Source organism: Prevotella sp. ne3005 (genome assembly GCF_900110085.1).
Classification (GTDB): Bacteria; Bacteroidota; Bacteroidia; order Bacteroidales; family Bacteroidaceae; genus Prevotella.
The window spans coordinates 55,226-78,114 of record NZ_FOCK01000006.1; the positions used below are offsets into that span (position 1 = coordinate 55,226).

Annotated in this window: 19 protein-coding genes and 1 tRNA gene; 7 read left to right on the top strand and 13 right to left on the bottom strand. The window is 45.5% G+C overall.

Features of this window, described 5'->3' with window-relative positions; all coding sequences use genetic code 11:
• The 12 genes from BMY16_RS09875 to BMY16_RS09930 form a co-directional block, all read right to left on the bottom strand.
• Complete coding sequence (locus BMY16_RS09875; protein ID WP_091842100.1) at positions 1-1,080, bottom strand: hypothetical protein; 1,080 nt, start codon at positions 1,078-1,080, stop codon at positions 1-3.
• Positions 1,073-2,182, bottom strand: a complete 1,110-nt coding sequence (locus BMY16_RS09880; RefSeq protein ID WP_244513022.1) for an MraY family glycosyltransferase — start codon at positions 2,180-2,182, stop codon at positions 1,073-1,075. Before BMY16_RS09880 ends, BMY16_RS09875 begins: the two co-directional genes overlap by 8 nt.
• Positions 2,182-3,264: an MraY family glycosyltransferase gene (locus tag BMY16_RS09885; protein ID WP_170836073.1), complete on the bottom strand. Its 1,083-nt coding sequence runs from the start codon at positions 3,262-3,264 to the stop codon at positions 2,182-2,184. The genes BMY16_RS09880 and BMY16_RS09885 overlap by 1 nt, the downstream gene beginning before the upstream one ends.
• Positions 3,265-3,328: 64 nt before the next feature.
• Complete coding sequence (locus BMY16_RS09890) at positions 3,329-4,114, bottom strand: glycosyltransferase family 2 protein (protein WP_170836074.1); 786 nt, start codon at positions 4,112-4,114, stop codon at positions 3,329-3,331.
• Positions 4,115-4,125: 11 nt separating this feature from the next.
• On the bottom strand, positions 4,126-4,821 hold the full coding sequence (locus tag BMY16_RS09895; protein WP_091842107.1) for a glycosyltransferase family 2 protein: 696 nt from the start codon (positions 4,819-4,821) through the stop codon (positions 4,126-4,128).
• Positions 4,818-5,552, bottom strand: coding sequence for a glycosyltransferase family protein (locus BMY16_RS09900; RefSeq protein WP_170836075.1), 735 nt, complete (start codon positions 5,550-5,552; stop codon positions 4,818-4,820). The genes BMY16_RS09895 and BMY16_RS09900 overlap by 4 nt, the downstream gene beginning before the upstream one ends.
• 31 nt (positions 5,553-5,583) lie before the next feature.
• The gene (locus BMY16_RS09905; RefSeq protein ID WP_091842111.1) at positions 5,584-6,786 is read right to left on the bottom strand and encodes a hypothetical protein; all 1,203 of its coding nucleotides are present in this window, start codon (positions 6,784-6,786) and stop codon (positions 5,584-5,586) included.
• A gap of 24 nt (positions 6,787-6,810) precedes the next feature.
• Complete coding sequence (locus BMY16_RS09910) at positions 6,811-7,806, bottom strand: glycosyltransferase family 2 protein (protein WP_091842112.1); 996 nt, start codon at positions 7,804-7,806, stop codon at positions 6,811-6,813.
• Positions 7,807-7,812: 6 nt separating this feature from the next.
• A complete protein-coding gene (locus BMY16_RS09915) occupies positions 7,813-9,231 on the bottom strand; it encodes a lipopolysaccharide biosynthesis protein (protein ID WP_091842114.1) in 1,419 nt (472 codons plus the stop codon).
• A gap of 2 nt (positions 9,232-9,233) precedes the next feature.
• A complete protein-coding gene (locus BMY16_RS09920; RefSeq protein ID WP_091842115.1) occupies positions 9,234-10,514 on the bottom strand; it encodes a DUF4910 domain-containing protein in 1,281 nt (426 codons plus the stop codon).
• A gap of 4 nt (positions 10,515-10,518) precedes the next feature.
• Positions 10,519-11,610 carry a GumC domain-containing protein gene (locus BMY16_RS09925; RefSeq protein WP_091842117.1) on the bottom strand — a complete coding sequence of 364 codons (1,092 nt, stop codon included), beginning with the start codon at positions 11,608-11,610 and terminating at the stop codon, positions 10,519-10,521.
• 24 nt (positions 11,611-11,634) lie between these two features.
• Complete coding sequence (locus tag BMY16_RS09930; protein ID WP_170836076.1) at positions 11,635-12,201, bottom strand: UpxY family transcription antiterminator; 567 nt, start codon at positions 12,199-12,201, stop codon at positions 11,635-11,637.
• 325 nt (positions 12,202-12,526) lie between these two features.
• Here BMY16_RS09930 and BMY16_RS09935 point away from each other — a divergent pair, with 325 nt between their 5' ends.
• The 4 genes from BMY16_RS09935 (at position 12,527) to BMY16_RS09950 (ending at position 16,652) form a co-directional block, all read left to right on the top strand.
• Positions 12,527-13,015 (top strand): KdsC family phosphatase, encoded by a 489-nt coding sequence (locus BMY16_RS09935; RefSeq protein WP_091842120.1) that lies wholly within the window; start codon positions 12,527-12,529, stop codon positions 13,013-13,015.
• On the top strand, positions 13,012-14,469 hold the full coding sequence (locus tag BMY16_RS09940; RefSeq protein WP_091842121.1) for a metallophosphoesterase family protein: 1,458 nt from the start codon (positions 13,012-13,014) through the stop codon (positions 14,467-14,469). The genes BMY16_RS09935 and BMY16_RS09940 overlap by 4 nt, the downstream gene beginning before the upstream one ends.
• Before the next feature lie 140 nt (positions 14,470-14,609).
• A tRNA-His gene (locus tag BMY16_RS09945) sits at positions 14,610-14,683 on the top strand.
• A 454-nt stretch (positions 14,684-15,137) separates the two neighbouring features.
• A complete protein-coding gene (locus tag BMY16_RS09950) occupies positions 15,138-16,652 on the top strand; it encodes a S41 family peptidase (RefSeq protein WP_091842123.1) in 1,515 nt (504 codons plus the stop codon).
• Between the two features lie 39 nt (positions 16,653-16,691).
• On the opposite strand, the gene BMY16_RS09955 is transcribed toward BMY16_RS09950, so the two are convergent.
• Complete coding sequence (locus BMY16_RS09955; protein WP_170836077.1) at positions 16,692-17,657, bottom strand: LytR/AlgR family response regulator transcription factor; 966 nt, start codon at positions 17,655-17,657, stop codon at positions 16,692-16,694.
• Positions 17,658-17,835: 178 nt separating this feature from the next.
• Between BMY16_RS09955 and BMY16_RS09960 the strand changes: the two genes are divergently transcribed.
• The 3 genes from BMY16_RS09960 to BMY16_RS09970 all read left to right on the top strand — a co-directional run bounded on the left by BMY16_RS09960 (position 17,836) and on the right by BMY16_RS09970 (position 22,662).
• Positions 17,836-18,396 (top strand): LiaF domain-containing protein, encoded by a 561-nt coding sequence (locus BMY16_RS09960; protein WP_170836078.1) that lies wholly within the window; start codon positions 17,836-17,838, stop codon positions 18,394-18,396.
• Positions 18,397-18,412: 16 nt separating this feature from the next.
• Positions 18,413-20,560 (top strand): outer membrane beta-barrel family protein, encoded by a 2,148-nt coding sequence (locus BMY16_RS09965; protein WP_091842128.1) that lies wholly within the window; start codon positions 18,413-18,415, stop codon positions 20,558-20,560.
• An 83-nt stretch (positions 20,561-20,643) separates the two neighbouring features.
• On the top strand, positions 20,644-22,662 hold the full coding sequence (locus tag BMY16_RS09970) for a M13 family metallopeptidase (protein WP_091842129.1): 2,019 nt from the start codon (positions 20,644-20,646) through the stop codon (positions 22,660-22,662).
• The last annotated feature ends 227 nt before the right edge of the window (positions 22,663-22,889 follow it).

Below are 22,889 nucleotides of genomic sequence, written 5' to 3' on the forward strand. Positions count from 1 at the left end.
TTATTCTTGATAAACCATTAGACTCAAATCGTTACTCCGGGTAGCAACAGGTTGAAAATACAAAGTGTCGCCATTATTATTTCCATATGGGAATTTAAAAACACCGAACTGAAAGGTATAGAAAGGCCAGCCGTCCTTCTCTTCCCGATATATCTCTTTAAAACCTGTCTTAGGTTCTCCTATATAGAGATGGGCACAGTCATCTTTAATTCCTGAACCGCGTTTTCGAGAAAAGCAGAATTGCCAAGGGGAGAGATGACGCCCGTCGCCTTCGACCGTAGATGAAAACACATACTTATCCTTCCATCGGCAACCATAAATACAACTGCCAGCAATAGGAAACAGTTCCTCTATCGTCTGCGTCTCTGGCCTAAACAAATAAATATAATCATCGGCATAAGGGGCATCCGTCGCATAAAGCAGTCCCTCTGACACTGCATAAACGACACATGCTCGATATCGTTGGTCATTACAAGCTATCCGTTCTACGGACCTGAAATGATCTGTGACCTTCCAGATTGCCGAAGCCTCATCAAAATCACCAGTGAACACCCATAGGCATTGGCGATAAGGGTCAGGAACTATCTGATGAACATGATTTATTGTACCTTGCGAGAAGGTGTAAACCCTTTCCCATCGGTCAACACCTATACGCTGGTAGATATGAATAGGAAGTTTCTCTCTATTCAAGAAATATCCGCCATAAAAAATACCATCATCAAAACCTTCAATCCCTTGAACATGTGTAAAGAGCAGCGGACGAACGTTTTCATCACAAGGGCAACCGTCAGAAAGGTCACCCGTCTCAATATTCAGTTCATATAGTCGATGGCCTACTGAAAGCAGGATATGCTGCTCATCAATGGCAATAGCTGCACGGATTCCCAAGCGTAGCAGCCGATACAACAACCTGAAACGCCCTAATAGTCTCTCTTTTAATTCAGCGAACAGTGAGAACTGTTTCAGCAAGACTCCCTCACGAAATAAAAAGATATCACCAAACCTGTAACAAACCAGGCGACCATCAGGCATAAAGCATAAAGGTGCCATTTGTTTTCCTGCCAGTGTGATATTACTCATATTTCTTACGGTGGTTCTTATGGATAAAATAGTTAGCCGTGTAGTCGAACGCAAGCCAGATACCCAAATCAATGAGGAAGATCCAAGTGGCTCCGAGTCCCAGCTTAACCCCCACCATCGTCATTAGGACGATAACCAATGAGACCATCACAAGAACTGCCATTACCCAACGGGCGCAAAGTCCCGTACGAAGCAGTTTATGATGAATGTGGTTTTTATCTGGTAAGAACGGATTCCGATGATTCTTCATACGGGCAATAACCACCCGGACTATGTCGAACATCGGGAGGAGTACTGTTGATAGGCCGATAATAAGTATTTCCGAATGAAAAGTGACGCCAGATTCACTGGCCATATACACGAGCAGGAAACTAACCAGATAGCCCAAAGTGAGACTACCCGTGTCACCCATAAAAATCTTATGACTCTTTTGCACATTGCCAAAGACATTATATATCCAGAAAGGCACCAAGATGCCCAACATGCCAAAGGCGAAGATTAAAAAGAAATATTGGCTCATAACTGCTGCTGCTGACCCTAAGGTCATCAGGGAAATGGCACAGATACCTGCAGCCAGGCCATCGATACCATCGATGAGGTTGATGGCGTTAATAACATATACCACCACAAAGACAGTCAAGGGGATACCTACCCATGCAGAAATCTCATGTACCCAAAACAATCCAGACAAATCATGGATCCACATTCCAGACAATGGGAACAACAAAGCACAGGCAATCTGTACCATAAATTTAGCCTTGTATGTCACGCCTATCAAGTCATCAACCACACCTACCAAGAAAAGCATCATCATCCCTACAAAAAGCAGGCAGAAACGGATAATCATAATATTAAGGTAATTGGTCATATAAGGAATACCAAACATCACCCACCCGCCGATAGTCAAACAAACACAGATAAGTAGAATCGGCAAGAATGTGATACCTCCTAAGCGTGGCACAGGACGGTCATGCATCTTACGGTCGTCAGGGATATCGTATAACCTCCTGCGATGGCTTAAGATTAGTACTCTTGGAATGAATAGCCATCCCAATACCGCAGACAGCAGGAAAGGTACTGCTATCGAAAAGGTTGTAATCATTATATTATCCATTCTTGATCTTTTTCATTTTCATTATCAGACACATTCTTGTTCTTATAATAACTAATCACCACCTGAAGCACAAGCCACAAAGCGACATTACTTACTAATAGGATAGACAGGTTCCAATTCATCCATACACCCAATACATTCAGCAGGATAAAGAACGAAGTCACTGCAATAATTGTAACCAAGACTCCCACGGCCCCCATGCCACCCATCATTAAACGATGATGAATATGGTTATTATCACGAGTAAAGACACTTACATGGTTTACAATACGCATCACTGCCACACGAAGCACGTCGAACATTGGGATCAACAATGTGCCAAAGCATACCATAATAATACCATCAGGCAATGTATATCCTCCCTGGCGGCTTAATGCTATTACGACAAAACTTAGCATATAACCAATGGTAAGACCACCCGTTCCTCCCAAATAGATGTTACGCCAACCTATACGCCAGCCCATCATATTACGGAAGAAGAACGGCAAGAGCATCCCTACCATCGCTGCACAAATCATTAATAAGAATGGCTGATTAGCAATGAATGACAAAACTCCCAAAACAGAGAATGCAATCATTGCCATACCAGAAGCCAAGCCATCGACGTCATCAAGCATCGGAATCGTGTTTGCAATGAACATGACCGTCAATACAGTAAATGGCATACCCAAGAAATAGGGCAACTCATATATACCTAATAATCCATGTAGCTGATCAAGCCAAAGACCTGACAACGGAATCAATAAGGCAGCAAGGAACTCAATAATCAGTTTCCAAGATAATGACACACCTATGAGGTCATCCATCACACCTAAGAGATACATTGTTGTCAATCCTGCAATAGCGAACATATACTGCACAAAAGTGCCATCATTCTCTTCTAATAAGAGTAAATGCTTATCCTGCATCAAACAAGACACGACAGCCACACCCACACATATCACTATGATGGGGAATAGAGATACACCACCAAGACGTGGTACAGGCCGCCGTCCCTTATCTGTATGACGAGGCGGGATATTCAAGTTTTTCTTCGTACTCACCACCAAAATACGCGGAATAATATACATGGCCAAGCAGATTGATAGCAGCAATGGCACTAACGTAGAAATGTATAGCATTTACTTCTTTTTATTATCTATTCTTTAATCTATTTATAGCAACCTTCATCTTAAACCACCACTTTGAAGGACAAAAGGCAGCATGCAGGTCATATAAATGTGTATATTGTCTTAAATACAATTCCTTATGGTTCTCCAGAATCTGCAGCCTTAACTTCTGTTCGTTCTGATCAGCTTCTGTTGTTCTTGACTTAGACTGGATTCTATAATAATAGACAACCTCATCCAATTGATGAGCATTGCCCCCCTTTTCTAACAAGGAGAGCCACAGATTCCAATCTTCATATCCTTCCTTCATGTTAGGATTATACCCACCGACATTATCAAAATCCTGGCGTCGGAATACTGAGGAATTAAAGATACAATTATCCCGCAACAGTCCTTCTATTGAAAAAGGTGGCAAGATAAACGGCTCATTCTTTTCTCCAGTCAACCAGCCTTTCCCGTAAACTATCTTACAGGAAGGATCCGTCGTCAGTACATGAACCGCCTTCTCAAGATAATGACACGACACGGTATCATCGGCATCCAAGGGCAATACATACTCTCCGATGGACTCACTAATAGCATGATTCCTTGCGGCAATAACGCCTGCATTCTCTTGATAAATATATCTAATGCGGCTATCCTTCTGGCAGTATTCTTTGGCGACTTTTTCTGAATGATCTGTCGAACCATCATCAATGATGATACATTCCCAGTTCGGATATGTCTGACTGATTATACTCTCTAAGGCCTCTGGCAAATAATTGCCCTGATTAAAACAAGGCATAATCACTGACACAAGTCCCTTCTTCATTATATCATGCATTACTTAAGAAACAAATTATGTATGACACTCCATCTGAATCCCAGCTTCTGCCTCAGGGAATAAGCACTGGGGGCTGAAGTTGTGGAAGCATTGCCACCATGACGGTTATAATGTATCAATTTGGCAGGAATAAAGCAAACCGAATACTTAAATGCCGCAACGTTTCCAATCCATCCGTCGTGATCGGGAGCATCTGACGGAAACGGAATCGCTGACTCAAGTACACAACGACGGAATGCCATGCAACAACCTAAATAGCCGTTTTTAATCAGAAGATTGTAATATTTCCCTGAGCGGGTTTTATTAACAGCATAAAAAGAATCGGCAATCACACCACCTTCGGCATCTACTATTACATTATCACTAACAACACAGTCATACTGCTGGAGATATTTCATGGTAACAGCAACTTTCTCTGGCATCCATACATCGTCTTGATCTGACAGAAAGATATACTCACCTCGTGCCTCTTTCAATGCCTTCTCAAAGTTCCAGGTAGGAGAATGGCGATGGGCACCATCAACAATTCGAATCCGAGGATCATTCAAATCTCTCAGAATCGCCAGCGTATTGTCAAAGGAACCGTCATCAGCGACAACAACCTCATCCTCAACACCAATCTGACTGAGTATTGAGTTTACTTGCCGTTCTATAAAGCGTTCACCATTATATGTGGCTATACATACAGATATCATCTAAATTTCTGAATCAAATAGTTTATAAACCTCCATCTACGGGTCCGGGCTGTCAATGCCAACGTATGGCGCATGACCTCAATTGTCACCATGTTTCGGATCAGTGGATTCCGGCGTGCTACCCTCGCACCCTCGATATAAAACTTGTATCTCCTGAACAATCTGTCCAGCTGTTTCTCTTCGTTAGAGAATGACTGGCGTGCCACACTGTCTACGCGATAAAACCTATCGTCATGAACAGCCAAACGGGAGAAAAAATCAAAATCTGCAAAATCCAGACGAATCTCAGGATTATATCCTCCCGCCTTTTCAAAGGCAGCTATACGAATGCATGCCCCACTATTAACCGGCAGGTAATCATTCAAGCTATACAAGCCCTCACCCAGCAAAGCACCACGGTGTTTGTGAATTCCCCTACTGATTGGAGAGAAAGGCTGATCACCTGCATAAAGCACCTGTGGCACAAACAGTTTAATATCTGGATGAATCTCAATTGCTGTTTGTAGAACAGTCAGATAGTCTGGCTCAAACCGCGTATCTTCATCCAACAACAGAATGGCATCTACATCACCATATTGTTTCGCTATGGTCGCACCATAATTATAAGCGGCAGAAACTCCTCCATTGCTGGAATCGTGATGATAAAGAATAGTTTCTGTCTCGTAACATTGGTTCTGTGGCTCTGGTGAATTTTCGTATATGAGTATTCTCTCTCCTTGGAAATGACTCAAAAGCGTACGATAGACATTAGTCTCGTAAAAGTCAACATTGTACAGGACTACTATCGGCAAAACGTTCATCTTGTGAAAATCTATAACAGAACACCAAAGCCATAAACACAACTGTCATGCCCATTGGAGTATTAATATACGGGTTAAAGCATGACTGCAAATAAATCATCAGCGTGGCCGTCACCCAGAAATCAGCAGTTTCTTTATATTTGTTTGAGACCGTCCTTGCATAATATATGACTGCAACCATCAATGATAGCCAGAACGCAATTCCTATGATACCTTGTTTATGAAAAATATCCATATAAGAAATCTCCATATGTGTAAAACGTTCTGCTATACCATAGCCAAATCCATGACCAATAAAAAACGACCAATAAGTTATCGCATCCATAACCTGCTCAATAATCAGTACTCGTGTAATGTCAGACTCTTCACGGTTTTCCTGAAAAGACTTATCAATAGAGAACAATTCTGTTACTCCCAAGAACTCATATATACACAATAGCACAAGAGCCAATGCAATAATCTTGACTATACTTACATGTCTGGTTCTCATATAATATACAGCCAAACCAAAAACCAGCAAAAGATACAAGCCTCTAGTATATGTAAAATAAATGGCCACACTTACCAATATCAACCATATATATTGTCTTCTCCTGAAAAAGCCAACGGCAGCTATTGGCAGGAAAATAAAGCCTTTATAGAAAAAAGAGCTGCCAACTCCACGGAATAGGAAAGAGTCTGATTTTAAGGCCTGATAGGCAAAGACATAATCTATTATTCCTGTCAAATCCGTCAAGACCATATATATCAGATATAAGACAGTCATAATCTTAGCCGACAGAAGGAGTAAATTAAATGCCTTTTCTACAACTTTTTCCGATGATGAAGCATAATAATAAAACAATAGAATATAGAAATATATCAATGGTTTTATATCTTCCATAATATACTCAGGAAATGCCCCTATCGCTATTGCTATAAAATAAGAAAGTAGTAAGAGGATTGTAAATGATCCTATAAACCAAAAAATGGTCTTTGGGAAATCGTCTGTGCGCATAAAACAATACAAACTGATTGCCACTGCCACGATGAAATTAACCATACGAACCGTCAAGAAACTGGTTACATGCAGTTCTTGGCCACTTCCCATCAGAAAGAGCTCAAACATGACAAAGTAGCAAAACCACCTCATGTATTTATTGTCTGCCAAACGAGCCTCTTCCATGTATTTTACTGTAGCACCTGAAAATTATAAGAAGTGAAAAAGCAATCTCAAATAAGGGATGGCAATCATGACTGGCATTGAAAGGTGCAAATCACGCAACTGCTTACGTATATCACATCCATTTCTTAAAAGACAATATTTCCATGTACTTCCCCCTATTTGTCTCAACTCTATATAGAACTGGCGGAACATGCCAGGAGCTTCTACCTGCAATGAATACAACATGATCATTTGGAAATTCTGAATCAGATTGTAAACATCCTTATTATCTAGCAAATGATGAGTAAACGAGAATTGCCTCATTTCCTTCAAAATGATCTTGATACTTTCACAACGACGCTGATGGTTCCTATGAGCAGTAATACTTCCTTCGCGTACCTTATAAATATATGTTTCTGAACCAACGGCATACAATGACTGAGCCAGACATGCTATCTGGAAACTCCAAAGCTCATCTTCGTGAATGATACCCTCAAGAAATAGAAGATGATTGGACTTTAAAAATCCAACTCGATACAGTTTGTTCACTGAGAGCATATACCACTCACCTTTCCGATAAGAATGCAACACATCCTCACCATAGAGGGAACACCCATCCTGGAGAAGCAATGGAGGCTTTGGCATATCACTTCCTGTAATCCGGTAATCGCCAACTACTAAATCAAACGCCTTTTCTCCATTCAAAGGACAAGCAAGTCGTTCGATACAATCAGGCGTTATTTCATCATCACTGTCGAGGAAATAGACATAATCGCCTGTCACTGCCTCAATCCCGGAATTGCGTGCTGCGGAAAGGCCCCGGTTTTGTTGATGATGAACGATCTTGAAGTCAATCTTTCCATTATAATCCTTCAATTTCGCCCCTACCACCGTCATGCTATCATCCGTACCACAGTCGTCGACAAGAATACATTCCAGCTCTCCCTGCCATGTCTGATTCATTACACTCTGAATGCACTCTGCAATGTATGGAGCAACATTATATACAGGAATTACTATCGAAATCTTCAAATCTTGCATGAATCATTAAACTAGCTCATTCAACTTATAATGGCGATAGAAGAAGAACAAACTTCCAACAGCCACAAATGCCAAAACGACTTTAAGCCAAAGAGCTGTATACATAAAAGAGTTTGCCAATAATAAATCGGCAAGTATGACAATAAGAATGACCAGGGTCCAATGAAGGTTTCCTAACCACATCTTTACGTTCTTCTTATAATATCCCACGAAGAAAGGAATCAGCAACTGACTCCAATAAGAGATAATCGTAGAATAAATTGCAACCCGATAACCGAATAAAGGTATAAAGGCATAACACAATGCGAAGTTCAATATTCCAGGAACAAACACCAGCCACAGCAACTGCATGGTGTTCTTCTCAATAAAAACGGGAGCACTCATAAACACGTAGAATGAGAACACCACGTTAGCGAAACACAGCAGGCTGGCAATATCACACGACTGTGCCAAATTCTCATTACGAATCAGCAACGCATAAATCTCCGGCATCCAAACACATATCAAAAAGGTTGTTATCAGTGCCACTGCCTGGCAAAGTAAAAACAATTTCCTGTATGCTTTATAATCGCCTCCTCTATATGCCCGCTGAATCTGAGGGCCCAAGGCTGTTACCAATGCTGAAGTGATGACAACCGCATAATCGCCCATCGTACTACCATGGCTGTAAAGGCCAATTTCATCGTAAGGAACATCATACTGGCTCATCACGATACGAGCAGAGCTCGTCAACAAAACAAAACCCAGCGTATGGGGCACCAACGGCAACGCAATCCGCAGCATCTCCTTAATCCGCTTCCACTTACGGTCGAGAATCGGACGTATATCGAAATCCGACCAGACAAACTTCACGAAGACTGTGAAGATGAAGAGCGACGAAAGGGCACCCGATGCCATCAGTCCCCAATATCCCAGTCGCAGATAATAGATCATCACAAATGATAGGAGCATTCCGAGGACCGAACCGATAAGGTTTGTAAACACCAACGGTTTCGGATTCTCACGCAACGGGAACAGGTGCTGTGCCAACAGGCCGTTGGCCAACAGGAATATAGGCATGGAGCCTATCAGGCATAACAGCCATTTGCTCCAGGAGATTTCTAACGGCAGGGTATACATCAGTATCCCTATATTCACCAATCCAAACAGAAATGATGCCATAAGCATCAACATCAATACCCTACCCCACACCAGATTGTAGTGGCGAGGATATTCAAAATAACTGTTTGTCAGATGAACGTGCAGGCCAAGAGGAGCAATGGAAACAAACAAGCTTGTATATGAAGTTATGACGCCATAGATGCCGTAGTCGAATGTCGTAAGAAAAGGTGTTGTAAGCGGTAGAATGACAACACTCAGCAGCATTGTCAGTTTCGGCACTACACCATAATAGACTGTATTTGTGACTATTTTCCTGGTAGACATTCCTATTTAACTGTCAGCAACTGGTGCTCCATTAATTTGTCTTTGATCGGGATAAGTTCGTCTACTGGCGTTCCTATTATATTACTGATTTCTATCAGATCATTTCTGCCATCGGCATAGGCAATAAAATGCTGCATAGTACGGACAGAATAGTTACTTCCCTTCCTGCTGATTGTCGGATACAGACCACGCTTACCCAGCTGTGGCTCGCACCTGCATGTCATCACGTAATAGTCATTATGCTCGAGTGCATTCACCACCTTTACCATCACCTCATAGGCCCCGGCAAGCCCTTCCGGACTAATCAAGCTCATATCGTCTGCCGAAGTATGATACTCCGGATATTCCTGATACTTACTCCTACAAAAGCCACATACCGGCAAATCTATACCTGCCGATCCATACTGCCGTTCATCAGAGCCACGTTCCAAGAACGAATAACGCTTATATGCCGGATAATGGTACTTCAGCACATTCCCCAATACACGGTCAGCCAAGGTGTCTGCGTATTTTGAACAAACCATGGAATAGGTACGGTCATCACCCACACAACTAAGTACAAAAGCAGCCTTCACGTGCTGTTGCAGCGACTCCCAGTTCTGGCTTAGATAGGTGATGGAGCCTATGGTCTCTGGATTCCAAATGAAACGATAGGTATATCTACGTTTGGACAGGCCCTTCAGATATTTCACAAGTTCTGTCTGTACACAAGGTCCTGAGAGCTCATTGTTGGCCATCGACGGGTGGCAGAGGTAAGTCGAGATCAGAATCTCGTCTTGTGTTTCTCCCTGAAGAATCAGTTCTCCATACGTCAAAGAGCCGTCGCTAAGCGTACTGTCAATCAAGACTTCATATTCATCATCCGTCAGGGTTTGCTTTTGTTTCTCTGTCATACAAAATCCCCAACGCTCTTTATAGTAGGAGGTCACATAGGGAATCCATTCTGGCTGGTCGGGAATGGTATATACATGTTCCAGCAGTTCCTCACGACTGACTGTCTTATGAACGGGCACTGAATAACCTACCACGTGAAGGTTTGAATCATTGAAGTCTACGACAGTCTCCCCTGATTTCTTTCTTATCCATCCACCACGGATATTCCACTCCTTAGGGACTATCCAATCAAACACCTGCGTACCAGAAGGAACTTCATGGACAACAATCTCCGGCAATATCTCACGGATCAACTCTAACGACTTGCGGAAGCCATTACCCGTGATACTGCGACAGATAGGAAACAGCCTCTCTGCCAGATGAAACATCGTATTTCCGACGTTCTCCATATGCTTATTGATTCCGTTTCTCAACCTTCAACAATAGTTTCAGCTGGTCTTCCCTATAAAGAATCCATGCAGAATGGCAAAGGAACACAAAAAGGACAAACAACATGACGATACGTTTTCTAAATGGTCCGGCATTTCCCAGCGGTACAGTTGCATTCTCCAGTGTTGCAAATACAGGTGTCTTTTCCAGGACCTTAGCTTTGGCAGCCAAAAGCTGGGCACTAAGAGCCTGATAATTATTATAGTACAGCTGCAGCTCGTTCTCCAGTTTGGTTTGTCTCAGACGCACAGTTTCTAACGTGACATCCCTATTGGCGTCCAGGAAATCCGCATAGACTTCACTGCTCTTTTCATACTTCACTTTTGCGTCCTTATACAAAGACTCAATATAAGCCAAATCATGACGGGCCTTTTTTGTACGATACTCAGTCAGAGCCTCCTGAAGGCGCGCCCTGACAGAATCTGCGACCGTTGCCGCCACCAAAGGATCCTGATCCTCCACTTTGATGGTAAGGGCTTCTACCCTTCGACCCAAATCCCACTTAATCTTGCCGTGAATGGTCTGCACCATGGAATACTGATCGGGCGTCAAACGGAACGGATCAACCTTCCCCATCCCCTCGCGCTTCTCTTTCTTTGAATTGAAAAGACCAGTAACAGACTTTATGGCTTTACCCCACCAAGGAGATTTCTGCTCATAAGTAAGATAATCGTAGTAAGTCATCACACGATTATCACTATCCTTCTGAACTTTGATACCAAACAAGGAGGATGTGAAAGCAACAGAGTTCATAAAGTCGGGGTACATCGTCGGCACAATAGCATCACCACTCTTACTACCTCCTCCAATGCTGATACCAAAAGAGCTGGCAAGTGAGGCCAATGACCCCATCTCACTGCCTCCGGATTCTGGCACCACAGTCACCTGAGCACTATAATAGTCTGGCAGTCCCAAAGCATATAGACAAGCTAAAACAAACGCTACTGGGAGCGATTTCAGATACTCCTTCCGATGCTTCTTAAGAGCATTCCAAATCTTTTGGGAATTCGTCATCTGCTCTTGTGATTCCAAAGCATTTTTCTTCTGTTCTTCCATAAATTGGGTTGAATATAATTGTTACTACTTTTTTTCATTGTCAAGTGGCAAGAGAAAGGCAGCAGGGAGGAAAGCGATGGCTACTGCCACCACATTCTCAATTTGCACCACAACACACTTGTTCTTTTTAACACGCTTGATAGTCCCTTCAACACCTGCAAAATCGCCCTCCACGACCTTCACACGCTGACCAGGCTTACCTGCGAATTCAAGATTCTCCATGTAGAACACACGGTCGTCATACACGGAAGCCACTTTGATAAAATTCTCCATCTGCTTGTCGGGTACGGTCAGGATATCTTTACGCAAGACATTGTTGTTATCATCTAAAACGGGGAACATAATATAGCGCAGAGAACTTAACTCACGTTTGGTCATCTTCAGTTCCGTAATGCTTTTCTGGCAGGCATGTATGAAAATGAGGCTGGTAATGGCGGGCTTTAAGACCTGATGGCGGGGATGTTTGCCTTCCACAGGTACATAATGCATAGGAATGAAACTCTCCACGCCAATGGAGTCAAGGAAAGCCTTTGCCTGCAACTCACGAGAATAGGTTACTCGCATCGGATACCAATGTATTTCTTCCGTCATATTCATCTCATGCACAGATCAGTCAAAGACAAAGGAGGGGGACACCGCTCCAGTGAACGCGGCGACCAAACGATTCGTTTTCATCAAGTACAGTATCCATATAGCACTGACATTCAGCGACTTCTGAGTACCGAGCCTACCCACACTTGATCCGTTCAGGCCATCCTAATAGGATGAAGCGGGCAGAAATTCGGCGCAAAGGTACAAAGAAATATCGACAATCGTGCGAAAAAAAGCATAAAATTGCAGCAATCTTAAATTTTTATCGATTTGTTTTGAAATCTCAAAGAATAATTGTAACTTTGCCGCCGAATTAGATGATGGCATGTTACCCAAGTTGATATTGACGGATATCGATGGCGTCTGGACTGATGGTGGAATGTATTACGACCAGACTGACAACGAATGGAAGCGTTTTAACACTTCCGACAGTGCTGGCGTGCTTTTTGCCCATCGGCTGAACATTCCCGTAGGCATTATTACGGGTGAGGAGACACAAATCGTAGCCCGTAGAGCTAAGAAACTGCACATTGACTATCTCCACCAGAATGTGCGCGACAAATTGTCTGTGGCCACAAGTATCTGCGAAGAGATGGGGATCACGCTGAAAGAGGTAGCCTATATCGGCGACGACATCGGTGATATCAACCTGCTGAAAGAAGTCGGCTTTGCCGGCGTTCCTGCCAGTGCCCCAGATTATATCAGAGCCCTCGGAAAAGTTCCTCTTACAAAGAAGGGCGGTGAAGGTGTATTCCGGGAATTTGTGGAGGCAATCTTTGGCGAGGAAAAAATCAAGGAGCTTCTGGGGTTATGAAGTTAAAGAGAGCCTTACTCATTATCGTGCTTTCCACGGCCCTGACAGGTTTCCTGCCATCGGTTGCTGCCGATAAAACCATTTATGTTTTCTCCGATCTCCACGTCATGGCTCCATCGCTTTTAGATAGTCCGACTAACAAACAATGGAAAAACGACCTTGCTAAGAGTAAAATCATGTTGGACGTCAGTGTCTCCATGTTCGATTTACTTGTGGAAAAGACACTCTCAGAAAAGCCCGATCTTGTGCTGATCACCGGCGATCTGACGAAGGATGGTGAGGTTGAAAGTCACCAATGCGTAAAAGAAAGACTCGACAAGATCAAGGCAGCAGGCATAAAAGTGCTCCTCATTCCAGGCAACCACGATAGAGGTTATATGGACAACGCCTTGGTATATGCCAACGACACAAGTACCGTAGCCAAAACATTTGACAATCAAATATTCTTTGATTATTATAAGATCTATGGATTCGACGATAACTCCCAGCTCTACGACAACTCAATGAACTACGTTACGGAGCCCCTGCCCGGTCTAACGCTCATTGGCATTGATACAGGCATTTGGTGCCAGTATCGTGAAGGTGTCATCGACTGGGTCTGTCAACAAGCTTCCGAAGCCCGGAAGAAAGGCAACCAGCTATTGGTCATGCAACACCACCCTGTCATGCCGCATTACTATACACAGGATAAAATTTTTGAACTTTCTACGCCTGAGGAATATCTGGATGTCAGGGAAAGATTTGCTAATGCAGGTATCCGCGCCATACTCACAGGCCACACCCATGCTTCCGATATCTGCCGCTATACCAGCACCGAAGGCAACGACATCTTTGACATCAGCAACGGGAGCCCCATCTCCTACCCTTGCGACTTCCGCATCCTGACATTGAGTGGCAACACCCTAAAAGTCAGCACACGGGCACTCTGCGATGATATGGAACAGCAAGACAGCGACTGGGACAATGAGGCCAAATCCAGACTACTTTCTGCCGTCAAGAAATGGGCTGAGAGATGGTTGGCCACCAAAAATATTGTCAACGATTTCTTTACAACTGAACTGGCCTATTGTTTTGTGCTTCACGCTATGGGCGATGAGCCCGATAATCCCGAGTCAAGTAATGAACTGGCCTTCTTCAGAATCATCTACGATATAGGTACCAGAGAACTCGAACCCGATGCGCTTGAGATGCTGGCCTGGGTACAAGAAGTGGCCAAGAGCATGCTCGGCGATTATCAGGCACCTGACGAGCCAGATAATATTATAAAGGATCGTGAACTAACCATCGACATGAGTTTCAGCCCGTCCGTCGGCATCCATGAGGTAAAATCAGAAATGACCGATACCGATGAATGGTACACATTACAAGGTGTACGGCTGGAGGGGAAACCCTCCCACCATGGTATGTACATTCACAATGGCCGAGTGCAAAGTATCACGTCATCACAGCCATAAGAATAGTGCCTTTTGAATAGTGTTTGGCTAATCAAAATAGACAAAAACAATGTTTTTTGCAAAATTTTGAGTCAAATATTTGGTAGTTCGGAAGAAAATGCCTACCTTTGCACCCGCAAAACGAAATTGCAGCCAACATGGTGCCCGTAGTTCAGTTGGTTAGAGCGTCAGATTGTGGTTCTGAATGTCGACGGTTCGAGTCCGTCCGGGCACCCGCTAAAGCACTGATAGTCAATTGATTGCAGTGCTTTTTAATTTTCTTGACAATTGTTAAAGTTAACTTAAAATTAACTTAAATCGCTTACTTAATCACTATTTTTCTCAAAAATCGACGCAAAATCGACGCAAAATCGACGCAAAATCGACGCAAAATCGACGCAAAAATAGCAAGCAATTTTTTGTGAAAGTTAGTCCCCCAAAAACAAGTTTTCCCTATCCAAAATTAGCAAATTCTAAACAAAATGGAAGGAGATATGCTTATTTTTACGAAAATATAGATGCTTCGCAAAAAAATATGTTTTGACATTCAGATGAAATATCTGACGTTTCGTCTTTTTAAATGATCCGTTCATCACATTTTCGTGTCGTTTATCCCAGATATTTGCCATTGACTGCAGTTATGAATATTTTTGCAGCGTCAAAGTTTATAATCAAAAATATTTGAGAATATGAGAACATTAGTATTATTAGTTCTGTTTGTAGCAACACTTCCAGGTGCACTAGGGCAGACGACGATTCATACTCAATCGACGAGCAAAGAGCTTCTTCTTCAGGATTACGACTATTTCTTCAGTCAATTGGAGCAGATACATCCAGATCCCTATAGCGCTTTTGGCGGAAAGGATGAGTTTGACAAGGCAGTTAAACAGCTGAGAGATGAGCTGGCTAGCCGCGGCTCCATGACACTTAACGAGATGCAGGTGGAAGTGACCAGGCTGATATCCGCACTCCACGATGGTCATACTTATATGGAATATGACCATGCAACCAAGAAGGAAGAAGACAGATGGATACCGCTGAAACTGAAGGTGATTCCCGATGGCATCATTGTAAACGGATATGCTCCAGAACTAGAGTCGTTGAAGGGAGCAATGTTGTGTGAAGTCGAAGGTGAAGCATTAGAATTGGTGCTTAACCAGCTCGACAAGATTGTCATATCAGAGAATCGCTATGGACTGATGGGGAAAGCATGTACGCGTATTGGCAATGCTAATGTTTTGCGGCAGTTATTTCCTGCATTTGACAAGGAAAAGGTTTCGATGAAGTTCCGTATGGCCAATGGCAAGGATACGCTTGTCAGTCTGCCATTCTACCCTAATGGTCCGTTCTGGGAAAACATGATATGGACATCTACTGATGAGCGTTTCCCCCATAAGAATTTCGAATATCGCTTTGTTGATGCCAATCAGCAAACGATGGCTATTTGCATTAACTCTGTGGTAAGTGCCGACATACCAAATCTCGAGAGCTATGGCCTGAAATCGGATGTGATTGTGGCTGATGTCTTTGCCAGGATGCTGCGAGATATGAAGGCTGCCAACAGTCAGCGTCTCATCATTGACCTGCGCGGTAATAACGGTGGCTGGACGATGATCATGTATGCTGCGCTGTATGAGCTCTACGGCAAGCGTTTCATGGATACCGACTTAGGCATGCACTTTGCCACCAAAGTATCGGACGGCTGGATCAAGAAGAACAATACGTCCTTAGAACAGCTCAATCAGGATAGAGGAACATCGCTGAAGATGGGCGATTTCATTGAACAATCATCAAGCATCAGCAATTTCGACTTGTTTATGTGTGCCGACATGAGCATTATCGAAGCACAAGAAGGTGCCCCCATTTACACACCAAAAGAAATATATGTGGTTACAGACGTGCAGACTTTCAGCGCAGCTTTCCATACCGCTTACATGCTGTGGAAGATGGGAGCCAAGGTGGTAGGTGTACCTTCTGGGCAGGCGCCCAACACGTATATGGAGGTTACACGATTCAAGTTGCCAAATACCGGTCTTGAATGTTCTGTTTCCAACTCACTCCAGAGTTGTTTTCCCACGGATCATCCTATGGCAAAAACTTTCACCCCAGACATACAACTGTCGTATGATGACTATCGCCAGTCCGAGTTCAGTAAGGATGCAGAATTATTGTATATCGAAAAGCTTAAAATAGTTACAGACTGAAGTTCGAGACTGCTCGCGCTCGGGAATTTTTAAGCAAGTTCAGCTTTCTCCTCGCTGAATCGCAGCCTTGACTTGCGCCATGTTACTGCGAGAAACGGGGAGTGATTCGTGGCAGTGCTTGATGAGCAACTGGATGGAGCCGGAATGTGAGACGATCTGCTCGACATGACCAAGGTTGACCAGGAAGGCGCGATGGCAGCGGACAATCATCGGATAGTCCTGCAACGTTTCTTCCATCTGTTTCATCGTGGCGCGAAGCATGTCAGTACGCACTTGCTCGTTGCGCAGATGACAGACCTTCATATAGTTGCCCACGGCCTCAATATATAATAGGTGAGAAATCTGGAGCGTCACCGATTCGTTGGTCGTACCAGTGAGGGTTAGCTCCTGCGGGCGTGGTTTCTCGCTCATTTCTTTCACTTCGTTCACCGCAGAAATATCCTGCTTGTGAACCTCGGAATTGACATTTGTATCAACTATTGGATTGTCCGAAGACATACTTAGCAAGGATCTCTCCTGCATCTCTTTCAACTCATCGTTCAGCAGTCTCGTTTCTTCCAGTTCCATCGCCAGATACTTGCTTCGGAACTTGAAACGCCAGTATAGTCCGATGGCGAAGGAGCAGAAGGCGATGATGATAAGGGTTTCAAGGAAATTGACAATAGAAAACTGATTACCCTCTACGCGGTCATTCAGTACGAAATGGCGGTAGAGACAGATGCTCAGAGCCACAAGCGGCGTATTGATAAGCTGAAACCAGAGATTGCGGCGGATGATGTATTCGACGCCTTTCTTGAACGACCTCGGCATCTTGACGATATACTTCAGAATGATGTCTGTCATCATGCAGATCGAGAAACCAATCACCCCCAAAGCTATCAGATGCACATAGCCCTGCCACAGCCATGTATCTAATCCGAAAGGTTTAAATACAGCCAGCGCCACCACCATAAACGTAGTGCTGATAATTCTCGTTGTTATCGTTTCTATACGTCCCTGTTTCATACAAGCAGCAAAGGTACTGAGAAACGAGCGAATAACCAAATCATTCCTCAAATTTTTGCCATTTGTCACACCATCCGTCACATTTCCGTGCTGTTTATCCCAGAAATTTGGAGGGTCAAGAAGTGCCATGTACCTTTGTAGTGCAATTTTGCAAGAACCATTTAAAAGAAATATGATTATGAAACCAAGAACAGTTATCGGCGTCCTTTTTGTTGTAGCCAGTCTGCTGAAGATCGGTACGTTGTGGGGCATACTCCATTGGAGTTGGTTTGAAACGATGTCGGAAGGCCCGTGGGTCATGTATTTCTGCATCTTCATATTATTATGCGTGGGCATACATCTGATTATCGACAGCTATCGTCAAGACCCGGACCAGTGGCTACAGCGACCGCTGCCTATCGGTGAGGACGGCAAGCGTATCCGCTGTTCGGTTCACTATGGTGGCGACGAGTACGTCTATCGCGGCGAGACCTTCCACGGTGCCCGGCTCGACGCTTTCTGCGGCGGCATCCGACTGGATCTGCGTGAGGCCGTGATTACTGAGGATGAGGAGATCGACATCCACACTTTTATTGGCGGCATCGAACTCTTCGTGCCCACGACGGTCAACGTAGAGGTAAAAAGCCAAAGCTTTATCGGTGGTGTAGGCAATCATGCCACACATACTGTTGACCCGAAGGCACCAACCCTCCACATCATCGCCAGCAATTTCCTCGGCGGCGTGGATATCAAGAATTAAGAGTTAAGTATTTAAGATGAAAAGAGTTGTTTTTTGGATGACAGCACTGGTGATTGCAATGTTTTGGGCAATGACGGTGCAAGCGCAGGAGTCGCAGGACTCTATAGAATCTGTAAACAAGTTGGTGGCGTTGCAGGAGGTCGTCATCAAAGGCGGCCTCCCCAACACCCGTCTGAAAGCAGGTGCGATGGTTACACGCATTGAAGGCACACCACTGGCTCAGTCAGGCACACTGGGCGAGATGCTCATCAAGGTGCCAGGTATGACAGGTTCCGACGAAGCACCAGAGGTGCTGGGTAAGGGTTCACCTCTTATATATATTAATGGCCGCAAGATGCGCGACGCAAGCGAACTGAAGCGTCTGCATAGTGAGGACATCCGCGACGTGGAGGTTATAAACGCCCCTGGTGCTCAGTACGATGCCCAGGTGCGGGCCGTGGTACGCATCCGTACCCGTAAGCAGCAGGGCGATGGTCTGAGCCTGAATGCGACGCTGTTTAACGAGCACGACCTGCGCTACGATTTCGATCGTCCACAAGTGAAGTTGGGTGCCAACTATCGTGCCCATGCTGTCGATATCTTTGGCTCTATCTACTATTACCATCAGGACTATCGCCAGTACAGCACCATCGAGGACATCACCAAAACGAACAAGGTATTCCGCCAGTATGGTCCTTACACGATGACGTGGAAGCACGACAACCTTACCTATACGGCAGGCGTAAACTGGCAGCTGAACGAGAATCACTCGCTTGGGGTGAGAGCCGACTTTACGCAGCAGACGAACGGCGTCAATCAGGTGATTTACGACGAAGATGTGTTTGAGAATGACGTACATATCGACCATCTCTACTCTCATCAAACCAGCAAGGAGTCGAAACCGCTGGGCTGGTTCGTAAACACATATTACAACGGCAAAGTTGGCGAATTGGGCATCGACTTCAACTTCGACTACATGACGAGCGGCACTGATACCAATCGTGAGAACGTTGAGCAAAGTCAGGTGAACGACGATTTCGTCCTCAGCAAGTCAGGCACCAATAGCCGTCTCTACGCCACTAAGCTCGTGCTGTCCTATCCTCTCTGGAAAGGCACGATTGAAGCGGGTACGGAGATGACCTTCGCCAAGCGCCACAATACCTATTGGATTGACAAGGTCACCATCGCCAACACCGATGCCGACATCAAGGAGAACAATATTGCCGCCTTTGCAGAGTATGGTTGTGACTTCGGCCAGTACGGCAACGCCAGCGTCGGTTTGCGCTATGAGCATACACTCTACGACTATGACGATACACAAAACCAGAATTTCCTGCACCGCTCGATGGACGAATGGTTCCCCACCGCTGCCTATTCCATATCCTTGGGCAAGGTGCAAGCGGCTCTGTCGTACAGCATCAAGACCGAGCGTCCCAGCTTCTTCGCCATGAACGACGCCGTGACCTACATCAGCCGTTATACCTTACAGGCTGGCAACTCGCAGCTGCTCAACGAACGTCTGCACGAGCTGACGTTGAACTTGTCCTATCGATGGCTCACTTTCACTGCCTCCTACGAGCACACCAAGAACGCCATCACCCAATGGACATACATCAGCACTACGCAGCCGGATGCTACTCTTGTCAAACACATTAACCTCGACAAACCTGTCAATACGCTCAGTGCCTATCTCGCTGTCACACCTCGTGTCGGCATCTGGTCGCTCAATGCCACGGCAGGCATTGAGAAGCAGGACCTTTACCTCGACGTCACAGGTCCAAGCGGCACCTATCGCGTCTATTGCGACAAGCCACGCTACACGCTTAACGCCTTCAACACCTTTACGCTGAATCATGGCTGGCAGTTCGATATCAATCTGATGTACCGCTCCAAAGGCTACTCCTACAATTTCTACAACGATACTTACAACCTCCGTCTTGGTCTCGTGGCACAGAAGAGTTTGCTAAAGGATCGCTCGCTCACGCTCCGCTGTGCCGTCCTCGACTGCCTACAGCGCAACCGCGTCAACGAGTCAGGAGATTTAGGCTACAACCAGTTCCGTCAGTGCAACCGCTTTTCTACACACAAACTCCTTCTCTCCATTGTCTACCGCCTCAATGCCACCCGCAGCAAATACAAAGGTACAGGCGCAGGTAAGGAGGCACAGGCCAGAATGAGTACGTAAAATTCAACGTTAATCGTGTAGTTTTCGACTGCACCATGCGTCTAAGAGTTAAAATGAACAGTTAAACTGAATAAATTGTAATTATGAGAAAATTGTTTTTCGCCGTTGCCCTCGCTCTTGTTAGCTTAGCGAGCACGGCACAGACTTCGATGAAAATCAACATGGACCCGAGTGTGAAACCTGGTGATGACTTCTGGCAGTACGCCGTTGGCGGATGGCTGAAGGCGAACCCGCTGGATGCACAGCATCCTGAGAACGGAGCGTTTACCGACCTGTATGAACTGAACAACGACCGCATCAACAAACTCATCATGGCATACGCCGAGAAAAAAGATCTGCCGCAGGGTTCAGACGGTCAGAAGATAGGTGCGCTCTATCGTCTCTACATGGACAGCGTCAGCCGCAACCGTATGGGCTACGAGCCGATTATGCCTTACCTGAAGCAGGTGCGCGAGGTGCAGACCCGCGACGAGGCGCTGCGCCTGATGTACGCCCTCGATGCCAAGGGATTTAATACTGCTCCCTTCGGCCTCAGTCTAAGCCTGAACCCCTTCAACTCATCAGAGTATCTGATGTTTGCGGGGCATGGTGGTACCTCGCTGCCCAAGGAGTACTACGACCAGCCAAACGAGCAACAGCAGGCCACCGTCAACGCCATCAAGAGCCTTAACAAGGACTATCTGAAGATGGTAGGCTACAGCGATGCTGCCGCCGAGCAGAAGATGCAGGCCGCATGGGCCGTAGAATATAGGATAGGTATGAAGACGCTCGATCAGGTGGCTCGTCGCGACCCTATTGCCACGAACCACCCGATGCCGTGGGAGCAGCTGCTCAACGACTTCAAGGGCATCGATTATGTGGCCTATCGTGATGCCTTGGGCTTGCCAAAGGACATCGACGTGGTGAACGTTGGTCAGTTCGACGCGTTGCACGAGGTAGAGAAAGTGCTTGCTGAGACGAGCGTCGAGGACTTGAAGTCATATATGGAACTGCACGTCATTAACGCCTACGCAGGTTTTCTGAGCGATGCCTTCACCGACCGTGCCTTCGAGGCCTCAAAGGTCATCAGCGGTGTGCAGGAGCAGCAGCCCCGCTGGAAGCGTGCCGTCGCTACCATCAGTGGTAATCTGGGCGAAACCATCGGCAAACTCTACGTCAAGGAATACTTCCCCGAGAGTAGCAAACAGCGTGTTTACCGTCTGGTGAAGGACTTACAGCAAGCCTTCGAGGACCGTCTGAAGGAGAACACCTGGATGAGCGACTCGACTAAAGCCAAGGCTCTGGAGAAGCTGCACGCCATGCACATCAACGTAGGCTATCCCGACAAGTGGCAGGACATGGAGAAGTTCATTGACATCCGCGAGACGGAGAACCTCGTCGAGAACTTCATCCGCATCAAGCAGGAGTCGCGTCAGGCTGGGTTGCGCAAGTACTGGCATCAGCCCGTTGACAAGACTATGATGCCCTGCTCGCCGCAGACGGTCAATGCTTTCTATCACCCGCTCTTCAACAGCATCAATTTCCCTGCTGCCATCCTACAGCCCCCGTTTTTCGACCCCGAGGCCGATTATGTATGCAACTATGGTGCTATAGGAGCTGTCATAGGCCATGAGATGACCCACGGCTTTGACGACCAGGGCTGTCAGTTCGACAAAGACGGTAATCTCGCCAATTGGTGGACGGCTGGCGATAAGGCCCGCTATGATGAGCGTACCAAGGTTATTGCCGACTGGTTCAGTGAGCAGGAAGCCGTGCCTGGTCTGAAAGTGAACGGTCAGAAAACCCTCGGCGAGAACGTCAGCGACAATGGTGGCCTGAAGATTGCCTATCGTGCCTACAAGAATCGCATGGCCTCTGAGCCTCTCGGCGATGTCGATGGCTTCACCCCTGATCAGCGTTTCTACTTGGCTTATGCCCGCGTCTGGGCTTGCAACTCAACGCCTGAGTACACCGCCATGTTGGTGAACAGCGACGTTCACTCACCAGCTCGTCTGCGTGTGATGGCAGCCCTGCCGATGATCGATACCTGGTACGAGGCTTTCGGCATCCTGCCCACCGACAAGATGTTTATCCCCAAGGAGAAGCGAGCATTAGTGTGGTAAGTGCCACCAGAGTTTCGCTCGATGACATTTGCGCTCGGCAAAACTCGAATAAATTCGGTTTTACTCTCGCTTAATCATGTCATTCGTCACAGATCTACCGTTTATCACACCATTCGTCACAAACCCCTGCATATTATCCCACTTATGCAGGGGTTTCTGCAACTATCTGTAATTTTGTAGCGTCATATACAACAAATAAGTCAAAGAATCAATTAAAATGATAAATG

What these genes read in the sequence shown, in the direction of transcription:
- BMY16_RS09875 (WP_091842100.1), bottom strand. Translation starts at nt 1,080, where the DNA reads ATGAGTAATATCACACTGGCAGGAAAACAAATGGCACCTTTATGCTTT.
- BMY16_RS09880 (WP_244513022.1), bottom strand. Translation starts at nt 2,182, where the DNA reads ATGATTACAACCTTTTCGATAGCAGTACCTTTCCTGCTGTCTGCGGTA.
- BMY16_RS09885 (WP_170836073.1), bottom strand. Translation starts at nt 3,264, where the DNA reads ATGTATATTATTCCGCGTATTTTGGTGGTGAGTACGAAGAAAAACTTG.
- BMY16_RS09890 (WP_170836074.1), bottom strand. Translation starts at nt 4,114, where the DNA reads ATGAAGAAGGGACTTGTGTCAGTGATTATGCCTTGTTTTAATCAGGGC.
- BMY16_RS09895 (WP_091842107.1), bottom strand. Translation starts at nt 4,821, where the DNA reads ATGATATCTGTATGTATAGCCACATATAATGGTGAACGCTTTATAGAA.
- BMY16_RS09905 (WP_091842111.1), bottom strand. Translation starts at nt 6,786, where the DNA reads ATGGAAGAGGCTCGTTTGGCAGACAATAAATACATGAGGTGGTTTTGC.
- BMY16_RS09910 (WP_091842112.1), bottom strand. Translation starts at nt 7,806, where the DNA reads ATGCAAGATTTGAAGATTTCGATAGTAATTCCTGTATATAATGTTGCT.
- BMY16_RS09915 (WP_091842114.1), bottom strand. Translation starts at nt 9,231, where the DNA reads ATGTCTACCAGGAAAATAGTCACAAATACAGTCTATTATGGTGTAGTG.
- BMY16_RS09920 (WP_091842115.1), bottom strand. Translation starts at nt 10,514, where the DNA reads ATGGAGAACGTCGGAAATACGATGTTTCATCTGGCAGAGAGGCTGTTT.
- BMY16_RS09925 (WP_091842117.1), bottom strand. Translation starts at nt 11,610, where the DNA reads ATGGAAGAACAGAAGAAAAATGCTTTGGAATCACAAGAGCAGATGACG.
- BMY16_RS09930 (WP_170836076.1), bottom strand. Translation starts at nt 12,201, where the DNA reads ATGACGGAAGAAATACATTGGTATCCGATGCGAGTAACCTATTCTCGT.
- BMY16_RS09935 (WP_091842120.1), top strand. Translation starts at nt 12,527, where the DNA reads ATGTTACCCAAGTTGATATTGACGGATATCGATGGCGTCTGGACTGAT.
- BMY16_RS09940 (WP_091842121.1), top strand. Translation starts at nt 13,012, where the DNA reads ATGAAGTTAAAGAGAGCCTTACTCATTATCGTGCTTTCCACGGCCCTG.
- BMY16_RS09950 (WP_091842123.1), top strand. Translation starts at nt 15,138, where the DNA reads ATGAGAACATTAGTATTATTAGTTCTGTTTGTAGCAACACTTCCAGGT.
- BMY16_RS09955 (WP_170836077.1), bottom strand. Translation starts at nt 17,657, where the DNA reads ATGAAACAGGGACGTATAGAAACGATAACAACGAGAATTATCAGCACT.
- BMY16_RS09960 (WP_170836078.1), top strand. Translation starts at nt 17,836, where the DNA reads ATGAAACCAAGAACAGTTATCGGCGTCCTTTTTGTTGTAGCCAGTCTG.
- BMY16_RS09965 (WP_091842128.1), top strand. Translation starts at nt 18,413, where the DNA reads ATGAAAAGAGTTGTTTTTTGGATGACAGCACTGGTGATTGCAATGTTT.
- BMY16_RS09970 (WP_091842129.1), top strand. Translation starts at nt 20,644, where the DNA reads ATGAGAAAATTGTTTTTCGCCGTTGCCCTCGCTCTTGTTAGCTTAGCG.